This is a genomic window from Flectobacillus major DSM 103 (assembly GCF_000427405.1).
Lineage (GTDB): Bacteria > Bacteroidota > Bacteroidia > Cytophagales > Spirosomataceae > Flectobacillus > Flectobacillus major.
This window is the reverse complement of record NZ_KE386491.1, coordinates 5,132,297-5,152,193: the sequence shown is the minus strand read 5'-3', so window position 1 is coordinate 5,152,193 and position 19,897 is coordinate 5,132,297. Positions and strand designations below refer to the sequence as shown.

The 19,897-nt window shown below is 37.6% G+C and carries 14 protein-coding genes; 8 read left to right on the top strand and 6 right to left on the bottom strand.

From position 1 onward, the window contains the following. Positions 1-45: 45 nt before the first annotated feature. Together sufD and sufC are read right to left on the bottom strand one after the other, a co-directional pair. Positions 46-1,365, bottom strand: coding sequence for a Fe-S cluster assembly protein SufD (gene sufD, locus FLEMA_RS75090; protein ID WP_044173965.1), 1,320 nt, complete (start codon positions 1,363-1,365; stop codon positions 46-48). Between the two features lie 40 nt (positions 1,366-1,405). Beyond that, positions 1,406-2,170 carry a Fe-S cluster assembly ATPase SufC gene (gene sufC / locus FLEMA_RS75085; RefSeq protein ID WP_044173962.1) on the bottom strand — a complete coding sequence of 255 codons (765 nt, stop codon included), beginning with the start codon at positions 2,168-2,170 and terminating at the stop codon, positions 1,406-1,408. Positions 2,171-3,177: 1,007 nt separating this feature from the next. Between sufC and FLEMA_RS0160835 the strand changes: the two genes are divergently transcribed. From FLEMA_RS0160835 to FLEMA_RS0160805, 4 genes are all read left to right on the top strand, one after another. Next, positions 3,178-6,741: a DUF11 domain-containing protein gene (locus FLEMA_RS0160835; protein WP_159102740.1), complete on the top strand. Its 3,564-nt coding sequence runs from the start codon at positions 3,178-3,180 to the stop codon at positions 6,739-6,741. Positions 6,742-7,584: 843 nt separating this feature from the next. Continuing rightward, positions 7,585-9,018 (top strand): arginine deiminase family protein, encoded by a 1,434-nt coding sequence (locus tag FLEMA_RS0160825; RefSeq protein WP_026997494.1) that lies wholly within the window; start codon positions 7,585-7,587, stop codon positions 9,016-9,018. 58 nt (positions 9,019-9,076) lie between these two features. Then, positions 9,077-10,015, top strand: a complete 939-nt coding sequence (ctlX, locus tag FLEMA_RS0160820) for a citrulline utilization hydrolase CtlX (protein ID WP_026997493.1) — start codon at positions 9,077-9,079, stop codon at positions 10,013-10,015. Between the two features lie 224 nt (positions 10,016-10,239). After that, on the top strand, positions 10,240-10,566 hold the full coding sequence (locus FLEMA_RS0160805; protein WP_026998025.1) for a HesB/IscA family protein: 327 nt from the start codon (positions 10,240-10,242) through the stop codon (positions 10,564-10,566). Positions 10,567-10,823: 257 nt separating this feature from the next. Here the strand turns inward: FLEMA_RS0160805 and FLEMA_RS75080 are convergent, their stop codons facing one another. The 4 genes from FLEMA_RS75080 to FLEMA_RS75065 all read right to left on the bottom strand — a co-directional run bounded on the left by FLEMA_RS75080 (position 10,824) and on the right by FLEMA_RS75065 (position 15,965). Further along, positions 10,824-11,117 carry a hypothetical protein gene (locus FLEMA_RS75080; protein WP_044173956.1) on the bottom strand — a complete coding sequence of 98 codons (294 nt, stop codon included), beginning with the start codon at positions 11,115-11,117 and terminating at the stop codon, positions 10,824-10,826. Further along, complete coding sequence (locus FLEMA_RS75075; RefSeq protein ID WP_044173954.1) at positions 11,118-13,964, bottom strand: alpha-amylase family glycosyl hydrolase; 2,847 nt, start codon at positions 13,962-13,964, stop codon at positions 11,118-11,120. It lies immediately after the preceding gene. Positions 13,965-14,234: 270 nt separating this feature from the next. After that, positions 14,235-15,209: a 23S rRNA (adenine(1618)-N(6))-methyltransferase RlmF gene (gene rlmF / locus FLEMA_RS75070; RefSeq protein ID WP_044173952.1), complete on the bottom strand. Its 975-nt coding sequence runs from the start codon at positions 15,207-15,209 to the stop codon at positions 14,235-14,237. 174 nt (positions 15,210-15,383) lie between these two features. Next, positions 15,384-15,965: a Maf family nucleotide pyrophosphatase gene (locus FLEMA_RS75065; protein WP_044175312.1), complete on the bottom strand. Its 582-nt coding sequence runs from the start codon at positions 15,963-15,965 to the stop codon at positions 15,384-15,386. A gap of 24 nt (positions 15,966-15,989) precedes the next feature. Here FLEMA_RS75065 and FLEMA_RS0160650 point away from each other — a divergent pair, with 24 nt between their 5' ends. The 4 genes from FLEMA_RS0160650 to FLEMA_RS0160635 all read left to right on the top strand — a co-directional run bounded on the left by FLEMA_RS0160650 (position 15,990) and on the right by FLEMA_RS0160635 (position 19,835). Then, entirely contained in the window at positions 15,990-17,978 is a 1,989-nt protein-coding gene (locus FLEMA_RS0160650) for a BamA/TamA family outer membrane protein (protein WP_052354321.1), read from the top strand. Between the two features lie 174 nt (positions 17,979-18,152). Continuing rightward, positions 18,153-18,602, top strand: a complete 450-nt coding sequence (locus FLEMA_RS0160645) for a MarR family winged helix-turn-helix transcriptional regulator (protein WP_026997490.1) — start codon at positions 18,153-18,155, stop codon at positions 18,600-18,602. 109 nt (positions 18,603-18,711) lie between these two features. Beyond that, positions 18,712-19,167 carry a MarR family winged helix-turn-helix transcriptional regulator gene (locus FLEMA_RS0160640; RefSeq protein ID WP_026997489.1) on the top strand — a complete coding sequence of 152 codons (456 nt, stop codon included), beginning with the start codon at positions 18,712-18,714 and terminating at the stop codon, positions 19,165-19,167. A 68-nt stretch (positions 19,168-19,235) separates the two neighbouring features. Continuing rightward, positions 19,236-19,835, top strand: a complete 600-nt coding sequence (locus FLEMA_RS0160635; RefSeq protein ID WP_026997488.1) for a YceI family protein — start codon at positions 19,236-19,238, stop codon at positions 19,833-19,835. The last annotated feature ends 62 nt before the right edge of the window (positions 19,836-19,897 follow it).

Sequence of the window (19,897 nt, the reverse complement as noted above, 5' to 3'; positions counted from 1 at the left end):
TATACAATTTGAACACTACACTCCTACTCGACACACTGGTATGAATTAAGATTGATAAATTTTCTCAACAATAAGTCCTTCCAAATACTCTTTAATAGCTGGAATTTCCATTTTATCAATTACTTCTTGGGCAAATGCCAACATCAATAAGGCTCTTGCCGAGTCTTTTGAAATACCACGAGCTTGCATATAAAACAAAGCATCGTCGTTCAGTTGACCAGTGGTTGTTCCGTGTGAACATTTTACATCATCAGCCCAAATTTCTAACTGTGGCTTTGTATTCATCGATGCTTCATTTGACATCAATACGTTTTTACAAGACTGAAACGCATTTGTTTTTTGAGCATCCTCTCTTACATAGATTTTACCGTTGAATACCCCCGTAGATTTATCCTTCAAAATCCCTTTGTATAATTCGTTTGAATTAGAATTTGGCTTGGCATGGTCAACGGCCGTATGGTTGTCGATATGCTGTTTGGCATTTGGAATATACAACCCAAACATATTAGCCTCAGCAAACTCCCCGTCTATTTTGATATTCAGATTGTTACGAACAAAACCGCCATTGGCAGTTACGGTATTTGCAGTAAATACCGAGCGGCTTTCTTGATACACCGCCGTAGTACCAATATGGTATGAATTATCTGTTTCGTTTTGTACTTTATAATAATGTACATTGGCCTCTTCGGCTACAGCAATTTCGGTAACAGTATTGGTAAATGCTACATTTTCGCCCAATGAACGATATGCTTCCGCAATTTTTACTTCAGCACGCTTACCTACCACCACCAAATTGCGAGGCTGAGAAGCTACATTCAGGCTACGAGCATCGGCAATAAAACGCAAAATAACAGGTTTTTCAACTACCTTTTTCTCAGGCACATATACAAATACACCGTTGTGAGCAAAAGCTGTATTTAAGGCCGTAAAAGCATTATCTGCAATGTCTGAATATTGGTTAAAATATTTTTCTACCAAATCTGGGTACTGCTTTACAGCATCGGCAAAAGGTAAGATGATTAAATCAGACGCAGGGCTAACGATAGTTGATAAACTTGGATTATAAACTCCGTTAATAAAATACAAAATATTACCATCAAGATTTGGAATCGCCATTTGGGCCAAATCCTGAGCATTTAAGGTTGAAACAGCGTTAAATTCAAATGACTGTTTAATCAGATTTTTGACATTTGAATATTTCCACTCTTCATGTTTAATAGTTGGAAAACCCAATTGATTGAAGGTTTGTAAAGCTTGCTGGCGTACCAAATGAATAGGACTTTTGGCTTCACCATTCATTTTTCCTTCAGCAGCCTTAAAATTGGCAATTAACTGAGCCTTCAAATCGTTATTATCGATATTCATTTTGTTCGATTGTTAGATGATTGTTATGAGGTATCGTAAATTAAGCGTCGATTTCAGCATCAGCTTCAGCTTTAATCCAATCATAACCTCTTTCTTCCAATTCAAGAGCCAATTCTTTAGTTCCTGATTTTACGATACGTCCTTTATATAATACGTGAACAAAATCAGGTACTATATAATCTAACAAACGTTGGTAGTGAGTTACAACAATAGTAGCGTTGTCTGGCGATTTCAACTTATTTACACCTTCAGCTACAATACGAAGGGCATCAATGTCTAGTCCAGAATCGGTTTCATCCAAAATCGCTAGTTTAGGTTCTAAAACTGCCATTTGAAAGATTTCGTTTCTTTTTTTCTCGCCACCCGAGAAGCCTTCATTCAAAGCACGATTCAAAAGCGACTGGTCGATATTTACATAAGTCATCTTTTGTTTGAACATTTTCAAAAACTGTACAGCATCCATTGGCTCTTCGCCACGGTATTTTCTAATTTCGTTTACCGCAGTTTTCAAGAAATTGGTAGTAGATACCCCCGGTATTTCTACTGGATATTGGAAAGCCAAGAAAATTCCTTCAGCGGCACGCTCTTCTGGAGCTAGCTCCAACAAATCTTTACCGAAGAATTCAACAGAACCACCTGTTACTTCATAATCTTCGCGTCCTGCCAAAACGGAGGCTAACGTACTCTTACCCGAACCGTTTGGTCCCATAATAGCATGTACTTCACCTGCTTTTACTTCTAAATTAATTCCTTTTAGAATCTCTTTTTCACCAATCTTGGCTTGCAAATTATTTATCTTTAACATTGTCTTGGTAGTGATATTTGACCTTAATTTAAGAATTATCAAACTCCTTACGATTTGTAACGAGGTATCATACGCAACCTAAAAATTGGGAAGTAGGTAAACAGCCAAAACCTACCCTTGTTTGGGATTGTGTTTCTCTATTCAAAGGATAAAAGGACTTGAACAATAGTAAACTTTATTGAGGCGTACTATTCAATCAACCTATTCCTAATACTTCAATTGCGATATGTATACAAGAAATGACTTTTAGTTAATTTAAAATCAACAAGATAGTCACATCCTATAAATTATGGCACAAAATTACTTATTGGATTTTTCAAATACTATACTTTATTTAGAACAACTCTAAACAATTGAAAAAAGTTTGTATTATTTATAAAATTTTAATGGAAATTTATACGTCAAGCTTTAATTTATCGCTTGGCAAAGGTTTAGATTGTTTGACTCGTAATAGCATTTTTACTCTATAGAATAAATATTCAATACTTAAACATTACATAATATGATACGTGTAGACACTCCGTTTGAAAGATACAGACTTGTATACGTACGTAAGGTTTCATAAAACTATCAATCATCTTGTATGGCTTCTATTTTTGGCATAAGCCAAAGGGTATTGCCTCAAAAAAACGGCTTCTAGCCCCTAAAAAGAGCCTTATGTTACTTTTAAGTAAAAAAACAAACATCTTTTCTATTTTTACTTAAAAGCAACAAATTTGGCATGATTTATGATGAAAAGTTTGTTGTAGACACATTTTCATCCTTATCATTTTTTTACCTAATCTTATCCTCAAAAATCCACACTCATTCAAAAAAACTCTTTTTATCTCTCTATGCTATACTGCATGGCATAATTATTGTTTTGTTTGTATACGAGCATTTGATTTACAGTTATCATTTACTATAAAAAAAACCTAAGTAGAAACATCATTCCCGAAGTTAGTTGACAACTTTGAAAGATCTTCTATTGGGCTGTAAGTAGGTATTATAAAAATCAATTCATGCTCATGAAAAAACTTATCCAAGTAGTTACAATACTATGTCTAAGTATGTATAGTATTACCCATGCCTTTTCACAAAACCAAACACTGGAGAACAATCAGATTGCGATGGATCCAATTGTTGGGAGTGGCGTATTTATTAATGGTACAAACACAGGACTTTGTCTAGCGTGTTCTGCTGCCGATGGAGCCAATACAGTCAATGGCAACTTATCAGACTTTTCTAATTTAACCCTTGGCATTTCAGTTTTAGGTGGTGGTAGTGGTATTTCGGTGAAAGACCCTAACCAATATTACCCAGCAGGAAATGTGGCAGGTTTTGTGATTGGAGCAGGTAGTGGTTTTCTTTCTGCTTCAGCTTTGGCTAATTTCCAAATTCGTACTTACAGAAACGGGGTTTTGCAAGAAACTTCCACAACAAGTGGTGGGCCATTATTGAGTGCCTCTGTTTTGGGTGGTACAATCGGTAAGCAAATTGTTAGTTTTACAACAACCAAAGATTTTGACGAAGTTCAACTTTATTATTCAGGGGGTATCCTTGGTGCACTAAGCAGCGTAAAAGTTTATTATGCTTTTGAAGGCCCTGCTGCAACTACTAATGTTGACTGTGCTGACAAATGGGTAAGCGGTGGCACTGGAGGCACAACGTATAGTGTGTCTGAAGGTAAATATAACACAGGTTTAGCTGTCTGTATATCGGGTGTTGCTAATGAAAATAATGTTGTAAACGCTAGTACTACTGATTATGCAACAATCGCAACTACATTAGCCATAGCATTAGGCACTTGTAATAGCTACATAGAGGTAGCTTCATCAGCAACAAAAACTGCTGGTACTGAGGCCGGTTTTGTTGTTGCTGATGGAAACGCTTTGTTAAACTTAGATTTATTGAATGCAATTACCATTGAGACTTATAATGGTACAACCAAACAAGAAAGTATTGCAGCCAATAGCAGCCTTATTAAATTAGGTTTATTGGGTGGTTCTGGAGCGTATGAATTAGGCTTTAAAACAACCAAACCATTCAACAAAATCAGAATTATCTCAACGAGTGGTTTAGTATCTGTGTTGGGTTCTTTAAGAGTTTATTACGCTTATTCAAAAACTGATACTGATAATGACGGCGTAGCTGACTGTTTAGATAAATGTGATGGAGGGAACGACTTATTAGATACAGATGGCGACGGTTATCCTAACGGTTGTGATACTGACCAATACAATGTTTCGGTATCAAAAACTTCAGATAAAAGTACTGTACAACTGAACGAAAATGTTGTTTTCACAATTACAGCAGCTCGTCTTGCTGGTACGCCAAATGTAACAGGCTTGAAAATTACAGATTTATTGCCAGCAGGCTTCACGTTTGTAAGCAAAGTAGTTCCTACAGGTACTTCCTATGACGAAACTACTGGTATTTGGAATATTGGTAGTGCTATCGGTGGTACAACCAACAGTCTTGATTTAAAAATTACAGCAAAAGCTATTCAGGACGGTGTACTTTATAATACTGCGGCCATTACGGCAGGTAATGGAACAAACTTGAGTAGTACGATTACTGCTACCACTTGTGTGAGTGTTCCTGTAAAATTATGTCAAGGAGAATCACTTACATTAACAGCAGCAGCTGGCTTTACAAGTATTCAGTGGTACAAAAATGGAACTGCTATTCCTGGTGCAACAAATGCTACATTGACAGTTACTGAGGCAGGCTCATATACAACTCAAGGTACAGTAGGTAGCTGTCCGACAGGTACATGTTGTCCCGTAATTGTTGAAATCATTCCAGTTCCTGTATTGACCATTGCAACCCCTACAGTTAATGTTTGTAAAGACACGCCACTTGCTTTGGCAGTAACAGCCTCGAACACCGCTACATTTGCATGGTCGGGCCCTGGTGGATTTACCTCTACAGTACAAAACCCAACTGTATCGGCATTGGCTAACGCCGCTACTCACAACGGTGTTTATACCATTACAGGTACTTCATCTTTGGGTTGTACTGCAACTGCTACAGTCAACGTAAATGTTAACGTACTTCCTGTATTAACAGCTACAGCTCCATTGCAAGTATGTCTTGGTAGCACTGTAGACCTTACAGTAGCTAGTACTCCTGCAGGAGCATCTTACTCTTGGAGTGGTCCAAATAGCTTTGCATCAACTTTACAAAGTCCTAGAGTATCAGCATCAGCAACCAACGCTATTGTAGGTACATATACTGTAACATTAACAGATGTAAATGGATGTATTGCAACAGCCACGACAAGTGTTGGTATCTACGCTGCTCCATTGGTAGCTATTACACCAACATCGGTTGAAGTTTGTGAAAATAGCCCTATTACATTTACCGCATCAGGAGCTAGTACTTATTCGTGGTCTGGTCCAGGTGGCTTTACTTCTACAGTAGCTAACCCTACAGTAACATCTCTTGCTTCACTAGTTACACACCCTGGTGTTTATACAGTAACAGGTTTGAGTGGCAACAATTGTAGTGCAACAGCTACTGTCAACGTAATTGTTAACCCTAATCCAGCTTTGACTATTACTAATACAACTGGCCCATTGAACTGTTCTGGTTCTCCATTAACACTCAATGTAACAAGTAACCCTGCGGGTGTTTCTTTTGCATGGACAGGGCCAAATGGTTTTAACTCAACATCTGCTAATCCAACGGTATCTACTTCAGCTACAACAGCAATGAGTGGCAACTACACAGTATCGGTAACAGATGCTAAAGGTTGTGTAAGTACAGGTACTACTTCAGTAACTGTAAACCCTGCTCCAAGTGTAACAATCACGGCAGGCCCTACGTATGCAGTTTGTTCGGGTACGCCATTAGCATTAGCTTTATCGGGTACTACAGCAGGCGAAACTTACGCATGGAGTGGTCCTAGTAGCTTCACGTCAACTGAGGCAAGTCCTTCTATCACTGCAACAGCTACCTCGGCTAACCAAGGTGTTTATACAGTAACCGTAACAGGTACCAATGGTTGTACAAGTACTGCAACAGTATCAGTAACAGTAAATGCAACACCAGCAGGTGCTACATCTACAGCCGAAGTTTGTGCGGGTTCTTCAGTAGTATTAACTGCAACAGGCGGTACTTCTTATTTGTGGGAAACTGGCGAAACAACAGCTTCACTTAGCGTATCTCCTACTTTGAGCAGAAGCTATAGTGTTGTGAAAACCTCAGGTGCTGGTTGTAGTGTAACAGACGTATTTAATGTAACTGTAAAAGCTACTCCAATGCTTACAGCGACAGGTATTGTATCAATCTGTAACGATAATGGTACTCCAAGCAACCCTGCCGATGACACATTTACATTCACATTGAATCCTTCGGGCGGCTCTACTACTTACTCTGTGTCGGGTGGTGCTACAGCTACTAACGTTGCTTACGGTACAGCTTCTGGCCCTTACGGTCCGTTCTTAATCACAGGCGGTAATAAAACAGTAACGATAACAGATGCAAATGGTTGTTCATTGACAGGTGTGACAATTACTCCTCCTTCAGCTTGTTCAAGCTGTTTGCCAAACATTTGTGTACCAATCACAGTAACAAAAGTGAGATAATATACATTTGCGAAGAAGCAATGAAAACAGGGGCTCAAATGGGCTCCTGTTTTTTTTTGCATAATAATACAGAAGCTGGTATAAAATCTTAAAGAGATAGGATATATACTATATTTTGCTCGTTCTTTCCTGCAAAATATCCTATGGCATAGCCAATCAGCGATAGCTAGAACCGAAGCACTTTGAAAAAAGAAATATGAGTAAAAATACGAATGAACAGCAATGAAGTTGGGGAGGATCTGTAAGAAAGGAAAAGGAAAGAAAGTCTCAAAAAGTAGTAAGGAATAAAAAAAACATTCTATATTTTTTGCATTTAAACCGCCTAATTATTGCATTGATACGAATGCGTCATGAGCATATGACAAGTTACCATTGAAACTATCTATTTGAGAAACTTTCTTCCCGTGCCTATATATAGATAATAAACTTACGAAAAGAATTATTTTTTAGTTTGCTTTTGCTTATTTTTTTTTACCTCAAAATGACCTTATTTTTCATTTTTTCTACGATTAAATAAATTATTCATCATAATTTATAAATATTTTATCTACTGTGTAATATTGCACCTTCTACGATATTTTTCTTACAAAATAGCAAACTTTCCCTTTTAAGTAGCTAAAATAGCTTTTGGGTTATTTTGTAAAGAGATTATTAGTTCTTCTTATTTTCTCCAAAAAGTTACGTATCTAAATCCCCTCTGAAACTACTATAGAGGGTATATTGCCATGGTACTTTCTTGTTTCAACTTGACATTGTTCTAAAAAAATTGTTTATTGCGAAAAATCACTTTTTTACTATTTTTTAGGAAAATATCTCAATAAGCTTCAAAGACAATCATCAATCATGGAAAATACAATCAAAGTCTCTTCGGAAGTAGGTACACTCAAAAGGTTACTAATTCATAGCCCCGACAGTGGTTTGGGGAAAGTAGTCCCATCAAAAGCTCAAGATTGGCTTTTTGAAGATATTATACACCTTGATACGATGCGTAAGCATGAATATGATTATTATCTGAAAACGTTGTTATACTTCCTTGACCCTGATAAAATCAAAGGTAGATTGGCCGAAATAGACCAAGATGAAAGCAGAGATTTTTTCAAACCCGAAAGTCCTGACTATTTCAAATCCGATAAAGTGATAGAAGTACAACGCCTTTTGGCCGAAGTACTCGAAAATACCATTAATCGTACCCGACTCGTGGCAGCCGTGTGTGCTGTCGAGCATTGTTCTTTTACGGTACAGTCTGAGCTATTGGCATATCCATCGTCTGAATTGGCCAAAACACTTATTTCGGGAATGACACCCGACAAACAAATGCTCTTTGCTCCTATTCCGAATTTTATTTTTACCCGAGATATTGGTATTACTATCAACGACCACCTTTTATTGAACAAACCAGCTAAACTAGCTCGTACTAGAGAAGCCTTGTTGATGCAGTATGTATTTTTTCACCACGAAATATTTAGTGAACTTAAAAACAAAATCATTGAAATTCCAGATAATGAGCATCATTTTTTGATGCCCGACGAGCAACAATCTAACTCGCAAGCAACACTTGAAGGTGGCGATGTAATGATGGTAGCCCCCAACCACTTATTGATAGGTATTTCGGAACGAACTACAGTGTTTGCAGCCAAACAAGTAATTAAAATCCTTTTCGAGAAAAAGCTTGTCGACAAAGTTACGCTTGTCAAAATTCCTAAAAAGCGAGACTACATGCACATCGATACCGTTTTTACGCAGGTAAAACGAAACATTTGGGTATTGTTGGGTTCGTTGGGCAAAAGAGCCAAACAAGAAGATGAAGTATTTATTAAGGCTGGCCTTATCAAGCCTAAAGCATCTGAAGAGTTAAAAATTATTCAGTTTAGACGAGAGTCTAAAGAACCTAGAACCATTGAATATCTTGAAGACTTGCTAACAGAAATTTCTGTCAATGACCTGGGTTGTATGCCACTCGAAGTACAGTTTGTATATTCGGGCAACAACGAGTTTCCTTATGGCGACCGAGAACAATGGACTGATTCTTGTAATTTATTGGCACTAAAAGAAGGGGTAGTAATAGGTTATGACCGCAATGACAAAACATTGGACGCTTTCAAACAAATTGGATTTGAAGCCATCAAAGTAGCCGATTTACTACAAGATTTTGAAAGTGGAAAAAGCTCGCCTGTTATGCTCCAAAATACCTTTATATTATTGCCTTCGGCCGAATTATCGAGGGCTCGGGGAGGCTCGCACTGTATGTCGATGCCAATTTTGAGAGAGGATTTTTAGAAAACCTATTTTCCTGTTTAAAAAATATCATAACTTCATTGCTAACTTTCTTTAGATTATGCGTTCACAAACAACCTCCAATATCTTAATGATTCGCCCTGTTCGTTTTGGGTTTAATGAACAAACAGCCGAATCAAACGCATTTCAAAATGCTTTGTTTGGACAACAAACCCAGCAGCAGGCTCAACAACAAGCCCTTGCGGAGTTTGATGAAATGGTAGATCAATTACAAAAGTTTGGCGTAAATGTTATTGTGGTTGAAGATACCACAGAACCCTACACTCCCGATTCGATTTTTCCGAACAACTGGATTTCGTTTCATAACAATGGTACAGTAATCACCTACCCTATGCAAGCTCACAACCGTCGACAAGAACGCCGTGAAGATATTATTGAGCTGTTGGGGCAGTCGTTCTATATTAATCGCCGTATTGATTTGTCGGGTTTTGAAGATAAAAATCAATTTTTGGAAGGCACTGGCTCGATGGTATTGGACAGAAAACACAAAATTGCCTATGCCTGCCTTTCGCCACGTACACACGAGGCTGTTTTGCAGGAGTTTTCAGTACAAATGAATTACGAAATCGTTAAGTTTACGGCTGTTGATGCTTCGGGCAAGCAGGTGTATCATACCAATGTACTGATGTGTATTGGCGATATGTTTGCTGTAATTTGCCTAGATGCTATTCCTGATTTGGATGAAAGATTAATGGTACGAAACTCGCTAGAAAGCAGTGGTAAACAGATTATCGAAATATCTATTGAACAAATGAATCAGTTTGCAGGTAATATGCTAGAAATCAAAAGCGAAAAGGGTGAAAAAATGCTTGTAATGTCCGACGCTGCTTTTCAATCGCTAACGCCCAAACAGCTACAAAGCCTAAACGAATATTGTAGCATTCACCATTTTAACTTGTCTATGATAGAAGGCAATGGAGGCGGTTCGGCACGTTGTATGATGGCCGAAGTTCATTTACCAAATAAATATATCAATTAGAAAAAGTTTTATTAGGTATTTATTCTGCTCCGAATCCAATATTATAGAACAGAATAAATACCCCTTTTGTAAAAATACTTCACCCTTTCTTATACACCATATTCATTTACTTTTGTGTTTCGTTGTGGTTTTGTATAAGTATTTATATGAACTTTTCTTGTATTTTTGTGGTTCACTAGCAAGAAAGTTTTATTTCATTTTCTTCTCAAAATTGACAAAGCAACATGGTAACAGTAACTGATATAGCAGCCAATAAAATTAAGGAACTTCGTGATAAAGAAGGTTTATCGAACGAATACAATGTACGTGTAGCCGTAGAAGGTGGCGGTTGTTCGGGCTTGATGTATAACCTTGACTTTGCGTCAACTCCTCAAGCCAACGATATGGTTTTTGAAGATAAAGGTGTAAAAATCATGGTCGACAAAAAATCTATTCTTTACCTTGCTGGTACAGAGCTAGACTTTTCGGATGGCCTTAATGGAAAAGGTTTTCAATTCAAAAATCCTAACGCTTCGCGTACTTGTGGATGTGGAGAGAGTTTTGCCGTATAAAAATTCGATTATAACATGAGTCATCTTAAATTTAGTGAATGGTGATTATTTTTGAATATGCTTTACGGCTAAAGATGTGTTATTTAACACGAAAAAGGCGTTCGAAAAACTAATTTCGAACGCCTTTTGCATGAATAGCTCCTAATTTTCTATTATTTGAGCAATTGATGAGCCTCTTCAATGTTCACTTGACTACCTTATGAATCACAGCAAACACCAATAGGAGGTGTCTTTTAATATTACTTAAAAGTTGGTGCTTAGGCCAAAACAAACCCTATAATAATACCTACAATACTAAGCCAAGGCAATAATATAACTTTGAGCGAAAGAGCCAATTGTTGTTTTCGGTAGTAATACCATGCCAAAACTAATGCCACAATACACGCCACCGGAAAAAACAGCAACGAAATAAAGATAAGCCAAACGGCAGCATTTTCGCCCGCATCAAATAGCATTGGCGACATCATTATGGGAAATACAGAAGCCAAAACAGCCAAAAAATACATGACCGAAATCACCAACAAAAGTTGATATACAAGCTTTGAATTCATCTATTTGTTCACTTTAGTGAATTTTAATATCGTTTTGCGGTCTTGCTCTTGTAGATACACCAGATAAAAACCATCTTTCAATGACTGTATGTCAAAATCCGTTTTTTTGTCTTTGATAAGCGTATTGATCAAGGCTCGTCCATAAAAATCATAAAGCGTAAAATTGACGGCCGATTTCCCCAATGTTGGTATTTCGATCGTCAAAATATTTTGAGCTGGATTAGGATACAGTTTTACTTCGGTTGGCGGTTCGTTTTCGGTGGCTGTAATAATCAACGAAGCGGGGGCTTTCCAAGGTACTAAACCAACTTCGGGCTTAGGCAATGGTATTATTGAAAAAATATGAAATTCGCCTGCTTGTAGAAATAAAGGCAATGAGGTATCTGTTACTTCAAAACTATCGCCCGTAAAATAATCATACCACTTGCCCACTTTGGGAAAAACCTTAGTAATGGCCTTACTCGAAATATCAAAATTTCCAATAACGAGTACTGTATTCTCGGCCGAGCGTAATAGTACTTTTTTTTGTAAACCTGTTAAATCTGTATCAAAATCGGAGGTTTTAAATACCGACTGACTTGTTTTTAGCTTGGCAATAGCAGCAAAAGTTTTGTACAAATTGCGGCGGCGGGTATCTTGGAGGTAATCCCATTTCAGGGGTTTTTGTCCAGTTCTACCATTTTGGTCGATACTAATGTCATATCCGATTTCGCCAAACTGCCAAATCATTTTGGGGCCAGGAACAGCCATAAATATTGCTGTATTGGCCTTGACTCTTTCTAATACAGTACTGAGTTCTTTGGTTGAATAACCACTTACCGATTTGCCATTTTGTAGAGCATCAAATACAACTCGCTCTTCGTCGTGGCTTTCCATATAGCTTACCACCCCTGCACTCGACATACCACGAGCCTTATAGGACAATCTGGACAAATCGGCATTTTCGCCTTTTGCCATATTCCTAAAATCATAATTATGATTTCCCCAAACCATCATTCCATAATCAATAAAAGTTCGTTCCTCAAAATCTTCTGAAAATAACTCTAAAATAACATACGCCGAGGGGTCTTTTTTTCGGATATTGTCATAGTATTGCTTCCAAATATCTACCCTACTTTGGTCGTAAAGACGAAACTGACTGTCGTTTGATGAGCTTTTTTGAGTAAACCCTTTGGCCAAATCAAATCGATAACCATCTATTTTGTATTCTTTTAGCCAAAATTCATTGGCACGGTTTACATAATTTCTGGTAGCTTGGCTCTCGTGGTTAAAATCAAAAAATACACTAAACGGATGATTGGCTTGCTGATTAAAAAAAGGGGAATCTACCGAAGGCTTTGAACCATCCCAATACATTTTCACATACGGAAACTCATAGTCGGCCTGATTAAATACCATATCCATCAGTACAGCAATACCCATTTCATGACATTTGTCGATAAAAGCCTTCAAATCGTTTTTGCTCCCATAAGCTTTATCTGGAGCAAAATAAAATATAGGATTATACCCCCACGAGTCATTCCCGGTAAACTCCTGTACGGGCATAAGTTCTATAGCATTTATTCCCAAATTTTTTAGATACGATAATGTATCCATAACGGACTTATAGCTTTTGTCTCCTACAAAATCACGCACATGTAATTCATAAATCACTAAATCTTCTTTGGCGGGTCGCTTAAAATCGTTAATCTTCCAAACATGGTTTTCTTGACCTGTTTGAAGCACAGAAGCAATTGTTTTTACGGTTTGGGGCAATGTTTTTAGGTTAGGATAAGTACTAGCAGGAATATATTTGTCATTATTGGGGTCGAGAATCTTCTCGCTAAAAGGGTCGGCTACCGCCAATACACCATTGACCAAATACTGAAAAGCATATTCTTTGGCTTTTTCAAGACCATCTATTTCGATCCAATAACGTGTGCCATCTACCGAGCGTTTCATCAAAGAAGCACCAGTGGGTTTCCAATCGTTGAAGTCACCAATCACATACACAAAGTCTTTTGACGGAGCAAACAGCACCAGTCCAACTTGGGTGTCGGACAAATAATTGATACCATCTTTCCAAGCCGCTGGTACATTTTCTACTATGTTTTTAGGAGGAACCATTACCGTAATTTGGGCGGCAGCTAAGGCAGATTTATTCTTTGCTTGAACTTTCATGGTAATCATCGATGATTTTCCGTTTGTCATTACCAACTGTTCTAGGCTAGTAAACGGAATAGTGGTAGTAAATGTATCGATACTATCTTTAGGGAGTTTTAGGAAGTCGGACGGCACGAGGGTGTCTCCTACCCTCGTTTCGGCTGTTAAAATAGCTTTTTCTGAAATTCGGATACTAATAGGCAAATCTTGCCCTTGTTGAAGCACCGTAGATTCTTGGACTGGGGTCAAAAATGCTACACTCAATACGGCATCGTAAAGGGTTACGATAAAATCTTCGGTTTGAGCCGAGCCGCTACCACTTTTCAATAAAACACCCAAACGTTTTAGTGATTTGCCCGTTGGTACAGCAAAATAATTTCTAGGAATCATTTTAATACTCCAAACATCATTGCCCAATGCGGTCATTTTTCCTTTTTCAAAAGGTTTTGAAAAATCTGTTTGTCCTGTAGGCTGATATTCAAAGGCATCGCCTGTGGCGGTAGTACCAGCTCCCGACCAAAGGTAAACATCGGATGTTTTGCCTAATAATCCTTTTGCACGAGCATCTTTGGCTAGCTTTAGGTCAAAAATAAGGGTAATTTCTTTATCGCCATTGGGCAACAATGGCTCAGTAGTGACGGCCTGCCCGTACACAGATAGGTAACTTGCCCAAATAAGGGTAAGCACAAAAGATAATTTTTTCATAAAATGTTTATATACTGGTTAATGGAGCTACGAATATAGGGATAAAATACAAGAAAATAGTGGCAGTGTACAGAAAGAAGCTAATCGGGGATAGCTATCTCTAAAAAACAAAAAGGATTAATAAATGGTCTTTATTAATCCTTCTGAGGTATGTATTTGAGCCTTTGTATAATCAAAAAAACAAGACTCTGGCCATTAAAAATCAAACGTATAATATATTTAACATTCAACTGCCAGCCCTATTCTAAAGTGGGCAATTATAGCACATCTTTATTTTTGCCAACGCTTTTTAGCCCATTGAATTTGCTGCTCAGGGGTCAGGAATGTCCATGCAACTACACGACTTACCTTTTGGCCTTGCGACATTTCGATGGTTTTCACATCGGTTGCTCCTACTTTTTGCAATGATTTATAAATACTAACAAGATTTTCCTTTTTAGAGACCAATGTTGAAAACCAAAAACAGCTATCGGCCATTTCCACACTTTCTTTAATCATGAGCCAAATAAACTTATTCTCGCCACCATCGCACCAAAGTTCTCCATTTTTACCCCCAAAGTTGAGGATAGAATTAGTTACTTTTTGTCCTGTCAAATTGCTTTGTTTACGAATTGTACCTGCATTAGCTTCTTCCATAGAGGCATGAAACGGCGGATTACAAACGGTTAAATCAAATAGCTCTTTGTTTTTTACAACACCCTCAAAAAACAACTCAGATGATTTTTGCAAACGGCAGTCTACCGAATCTTTTAATGTAGGATTAAATTCTACAATATTTTTGGCCGATTTAATTGCAATAGGGTCAATATCAGTACCCACAAAGCTCCAGCCGTATTCTTGATGGCCAATCATTGGGTATACACAGTTGGCTCCCACACCAATGTCTAAGCATCGTACCGCTTTGCCTGTCGGCACAACGCCATTGTTGCTCTCGGCCAACAAATCGGCCATGTAGTGCAAATAATCGGCACGCCCAGGAATAGGTGGACATAAATATTGCGGTGGAATATCCCAATTTTTGATACCATAAAAATGCGATAATATAGCTTTATTTAAGGTTTTTACGGCATTAGGATCGGCAAAATCAATGGTATCACTGTTGTTGTAAGGATTTGGCTGAATATATGCTGCTAATGCTGGACAACTTGCAATCAATGCTGGAAAATCATATCTATCTCGATGTTTGTTTCGAGGATGTAAATTCGTTTTGGAGGTATTATTAGGGCTTTTTTTAGTGTTGTTCATGGTATTTTTTGAAAAATGAATAATAAGAATTTAGGTAGATTATTGAATAATAATAAAAGAATCTATGAGACAAATAGTAATTGAAAGGTATTATAACACCTAGATACACCATCATACTGAATGTCGAGTTGAATAGCCAGAGCCTACTGTTTATCAATCTATTGCCTTAAAAACCTATAAATTAGTTATCCATTTGCTCAAAGCATCATACACCTTGTGAACAGGAAGCCCCATTACCGTAAAATAAGAGCCTTCCATTCGGGGAATCCCCACCATTCCAATAAAATCTTGTACACCATAGCTTCCAGCTTTGTCGAAAGGTTGATGTTTTTGGATATAATAATCTATCTCATTCTGCGTTAAGTTACGGAAGAAAACATCGGTAGTGTCAATGAAACATTCTGTTTCGTGCTGGGTCATAATACAAACGCCAGTAATCACTTGATGCCTACGGCCTGATAATTTTCTGAGCATCAAACTTGCTTCCTCCGCATCTTTTGGCTTATTTAGAATCTCATCATCAACCACAACAATTGTATCAGCCGTAAGTATTATTTGGTTTTGGACTTCGTTCTGAAAAGCTTCTGCCTTTTTTCGTGCCAAAAATGCAGGAACTTCATGGGCGGGCATCGTATCAGGAAAATCCTCGTCGGTAGGTTTTACCTGAACTGTAAACTCAAAACCCGCATCTTTCAGTAATTGTTGCCTTCTTGGAGAGCCCGAGGCTAAAACAAGTGGATATTTCAATGTAAGCATTCTGACTGTTTTGATATTTTTGTTATGATTAGAAGATACAAATTTCGAGAAAATAACCCAATAAAGCATGGTATATCTTGGAATACACAAATATCCCGAGTATTTACCTCCGCTTTGGTAATTCAGCTAGGGTGTATGCTGTGGGGTATTTTGGGTACATATAGTGGATACGCTCAGATAAAAGATAGCCTGTCCAGAGATAGCGTCGGAACAACGATTGTTCCTGAAGATTATAAAATCAAAAAATCGGTTGAAGACAGTATTATTTATACCAAAATCAAAAATAGGTTTTCAAAAAATAAAATCCTCAACGAAATCTACGGAGCTTTATTCAAAGATGTTTATAACCAGAATGTTGCTGGACAAGAAATCGTAAAAGTAGAACAAAACCCTTTTCAGGAATATGAGGGGCGAGTAATTCGGCATATTTATGTAAAAGGCTTACGGGTATTTGGCGAAAGTGTGATTGATACCAATAGAAAAGCCAAGGGATTTGAAAAATTGCTTAGTGCGGTACATACCAATACGCAAGAAGGTGTAATCCGAAAATCCTTCTTGATGTTCAATGTAGGCGATATTATTGATGCCAATAGGCTTCGTGACAACGAGCGTTTGATGCGGAATAGCAGTATTTTGCACGATGCCCGAATCTTTGTTGAACCCGACGACCAATACCCTAATTTGGTCGACTTGATTGTGGTAACTCAAGATGTGTGGTCGTTGATTCCTGATGTCAATTTTGGAGGCCTCAACCGATTTGACATAAGTATCAACCAAGTCAATTTCAGAGGGCTAGGGCATTCATGGCGAAATACTTTTTTCATGAATTATAACGAAAAGCCTGCCTTAGAATACGCTACTAGTTATACCATTCCTTATATTGGTCGGAGCTTCATTACAGGACAGGCCGAGTTATCCTTTCGTAGGCAAACCAGTCGATATGCCTTGCGTTTTTTTCGCCCATTTCTTACTCCTGAAATGAAAATGGCAGGTGGCTTTGAAGTAAGTCATGACCGTGATTTGCGTGTAACAACCCGTGGATATGATGCCACAACCCTCAAAATCAATGACACAACCCTACTTTATTTTCCGAGTGCCCGCAATTATATAGACCTATGGCTGGCTCGTTCTTATAAACTCCCTTTTTTGAGTGCTGCTAACCAAGCTCGTACCCGTCTAGTTGTAGGGATTCGTTATACAGGTATTCATTATACCCAACGCCCCCAAGTTACGGCCGACACCAATCAGCTCTTCAGAGATAGAAGCGAGTATTTGTTTGGCATTGGTTTTTCAAACAGAAGATATAAAAGAGATTTTTTGATTTATGGTTTTGGTATCACCGAAGACGTACCTTATGGATATTTGGCCACTTTTGTGGCAGGAGCCGAAAATTCTGATGCTTATGGCAGGCGTTGGTACTCGGGTATCAAACTGGCACGAGGACATTATTTGCCCAAATCGGGGTATTTATATGCCCTTGTCAATATTGGAGCGTATTCAAATGGGACTACGGGTTTTAGCATAGAATCTAACTATTTTTCAAGGCTTATGTCTATGAAAAAAGCTCAATTAAGGCATTTTGTCAACTTCCGATACGCCTTTGGCACTCAACGCTATACAGGCGAATACCTCAATATCAATGGCGAAAATGGTATTCAGGGGATCAATAGTGACAAACTTTGGGGTAGTAAAAAGCTTACGTTGGGGTATCAAAGCGTACTATTTTCACGTATCAACTTTGTGGGTTTTCGCCTTGCTCCTTTTTTCCAATTAGATTTTGCTTTTGTTACACCACGCAATCAGTTTTTATTTACCAAAGCCCCTTATACAGGTGTGGGGCTTGGTATTAGGCTCAGAAACGAAAATCTTACCTTCAATACTTTCCAGCTCAAGTTTACGTATTTCCCCAACTTACCCGATATAGGTATGCTCAATGTAGCATTTAGTGATACTTATAATTTACGATTAAAAGACTTTGATATTTCTGCACCCGAAATCGTTCCATTCAGATAATCTTGTTTTTTCTTGAATTATTATCAGTCCATAACCGTTCATCATATAGTGTGTAGCTACATTATTTACACTGACATATAATTAATATATTTGCTACATCATTTCATTGTATACACTTTAGCAGTGAGCCACTTACTTCGAGCAGGATACACTACTAACTTATCTTGATGTATTATGTCTATTGAACAAGATATTCGGCAAAAAGCCTTTATTAATCCTTACCAAAAGTTAGCGGTCAATTTGATGTTTACCAATAACTGGCTGGTATCGGGCTGTTGTCAATTGCTAAAACCCTATAATCTGAGCGAGCAACAGTACCATGTATTAAAAATCTTACAAGAAAAATCGCCAGAGCCATCAACAGTCAATTATATTATTGAAAATATGCGAGATAATATGTCGAATGTATCGAGGCTGGTCGACAAACTTGTAGCCAAAGGTTTGGTGATTCGCCAACAATCTTTGCAGGATAAAAGAGCCGTAGATATTATGATTACCGAATCGGGGCTTGATATGGTACACAATATTAGTCAGCTCATTTCGGCGTGGGAAGCCAATACAATAGGATTAAACGAGCAAGAAGCTAATGAACTTGATTTATTATTAGCAAAAATAAGAGAATAAAAAAAACACAACTGATTGATTATTAGACCAATAAATAATTGTTAACAAAAATTAACAAATAAATGTATTGACATTTAATGTTTTTACATTAATTTTGTTTCATCAAATTATGAGTATCGAACACGACATACAGCAAAAAGCATTTAAGTCACCATATACCAAAGCCGTAGTCAATATCATGTATACCAACAATTGGCTATGTTCTTTACAAAATGACTTATTAAAGCGTTATGATATAACGCTTCAGCAATATAATGTATTGAGGATTTTGAGAGGACAATACCCCAACCCCATTACAGTTTGTGGTATTATTGAGCGAATGTTAGACAAAATGTCGAATGCCTCAAGGCTGGTAGATAAGCTGATTATCAAAAACCTGGTAGTTCGTAAAGAATGCCCTAGCGACCGCCGTCAGGTAGATGTTATTATTACGCAACAAGGGCTTGACTTACTTTTGGAACTAGACAACCAACAACAACAATGGGAAAAGGCATTGCACAAACTTACTGAAGAAGAAGCTCTTCAATTAAGTTTTTTGCTCGACAAGCTCAGAGGTTCAGTTTAATTTGATTCACGACACGTATTTACTTATTCACATTTATATATCAATTTAAAAATTAATAATTTCTAAAAATGAAAGCAATTAAATTAATCGCAGGAATTTTCGTAGCAGTAGCATTCGTAGGTTCAGCAATCGCTGGTAACGGAGGAACATCTAAAAAAGCAGCTTCTTTGGCTGTTGATACAAAAGAATCAAAAATCCACTGGTTAGCTAAAAAAGTAACTGGTCAGCACGAAGGATTTATTAGCATCAGCAACGGTTCTTTGGTTGTAAACAACGGTAAAGTAGCTGGTGGTAATTTCACTATCGACATGAAATCTATTGTTTGTACAGATATTACAGACGAAGGATATAACAAAAAATTCATTGGCCACATCACAACTGGTGACTTCTTTGAAGTAGAAAAATTCCCAACTTCTACTTTCAAAATCACTAAAGTAGCTGGTTCAAATATTACTGGTGACTTAACTTTGCACGGTGTTACTAAATCTATTACTTTTCCTGCAAAAATCACTACAGCAGGTGGTAAAGTAACTGCAACGGCTTCTATCCCAGTTGACCGTACTGATTTTGGTGTAAAATACGGTTCTAAAAAATTCTTTGACTCTATCGGTGACAAAGCTATCGACGACGTATTCAACTTAGATGTTACTTTGGTGGCTGGTAAATAATCCAAAACACAGTATCACAGCTTAGTATCTTAAAAAATCCCCTCAATATTATGTCTTTTCCA

Excerpts from the sequence above, each read along its gene's own strand:
- FLEMA_RS0160835 (WP_159102740.1), top strand. The coding sequence starts at position 3,178 with ATGAAAAAACTTATCCAAGTAGTTACAATACTATGTCTAAGTATGTAT.
- FLEMA_RS0160635 (WP_026997488.1), top strand. The coding sequence starts at position 19,236 with ATGAAAGCAATTAAATTAATCGCAGGAATTTTCGTAGCAGTAGCATTC.
- FLEMA_RS0160825 (WP_026997494.1), top strand. The coding sequence starts at position 7,585 with ATGGAAAATACAATCAAAGTCTCTTCGGAAGTAGGTACACTCAAAAGG.
- FLEMA_RS0160640 (WP_026997489.1), top strand. The coding sequence starts at position 18,712 with ATGAGTATCGAACACGACATACAGCAAAAAGCATTTAAGTCACCATAT.
- sufD (WP_044173965.1), bottom strand. The coding sequence starts at position 1,365 with ATGAATATCGATAATAACGATTTGAAGGCTCAGTTAATTGCCAATTTT.
- rlmF (WP_044173952.1), bottom strand. The coding sequence starts at position 15,209 with ATGAACAACACTAAAAAAAGCCCTAATAATACCTCCAAAACGAATTTA.
- FLEMA_RS0160650 (WP_052354321.1), top strand. The coding sequence starts at position 15,990 with ATGATTAGAAGATACAAATTTCGAGAAAATAACCCAATAAAGCATGGT.
- FLEMA_RS75080 (WP_044173956.1), bottom strand. The coding sequence starts at position 11,117 with ATGAATTCAAAGCTTGTATATCAACTTTTGTTGGTGATTTCGGTCATG.
- FLEMA_RS0160805 (WP_026998025.1), top strand. The coding sequence starts at position 10,240 with ATGGTAACAGTAACTGATATAGCAGCCAATAAAATTAAGGAACTTCGT.
- FLEMA_RS75065 (WP_044175312.1), bottom strand. The coding sequence starts at position 15,965 with ATGCTTACATTGAAATATCCACTTGTTTTAGCCTCGGGCTCTCCAAGA.
- FLEMA_RS75075 (WP_044173954.1), bottom strand. The coding sequence starts at position 13,964 with ATGAAAAAATTATCTTTTGTGCTTACCCTTATTTGGGCAAGTTACCTA.
- FLEMA_RS0160645 (WP_026997490.1), top strand. The coding sequence starts at position 18,153 with ATGTCTATTGAACAAGATATTCGGCAAAAAGCCTTTATTAATCCTTAC.
- sufC (WP_044173962.1), bottom strand. The coding sequence starts at position 2,170 with ATGTTAAAGATAAATAATTTGCAAGCCAAGATTGGTGAAAAAGAGATT.
- ctlX (WP_026997493.1), top strand. The coding sequence starts at position 9,077 with ATGCGTTCACAAACAACCTCCAATATCTTAATGATTCGCCCTGTTCGT.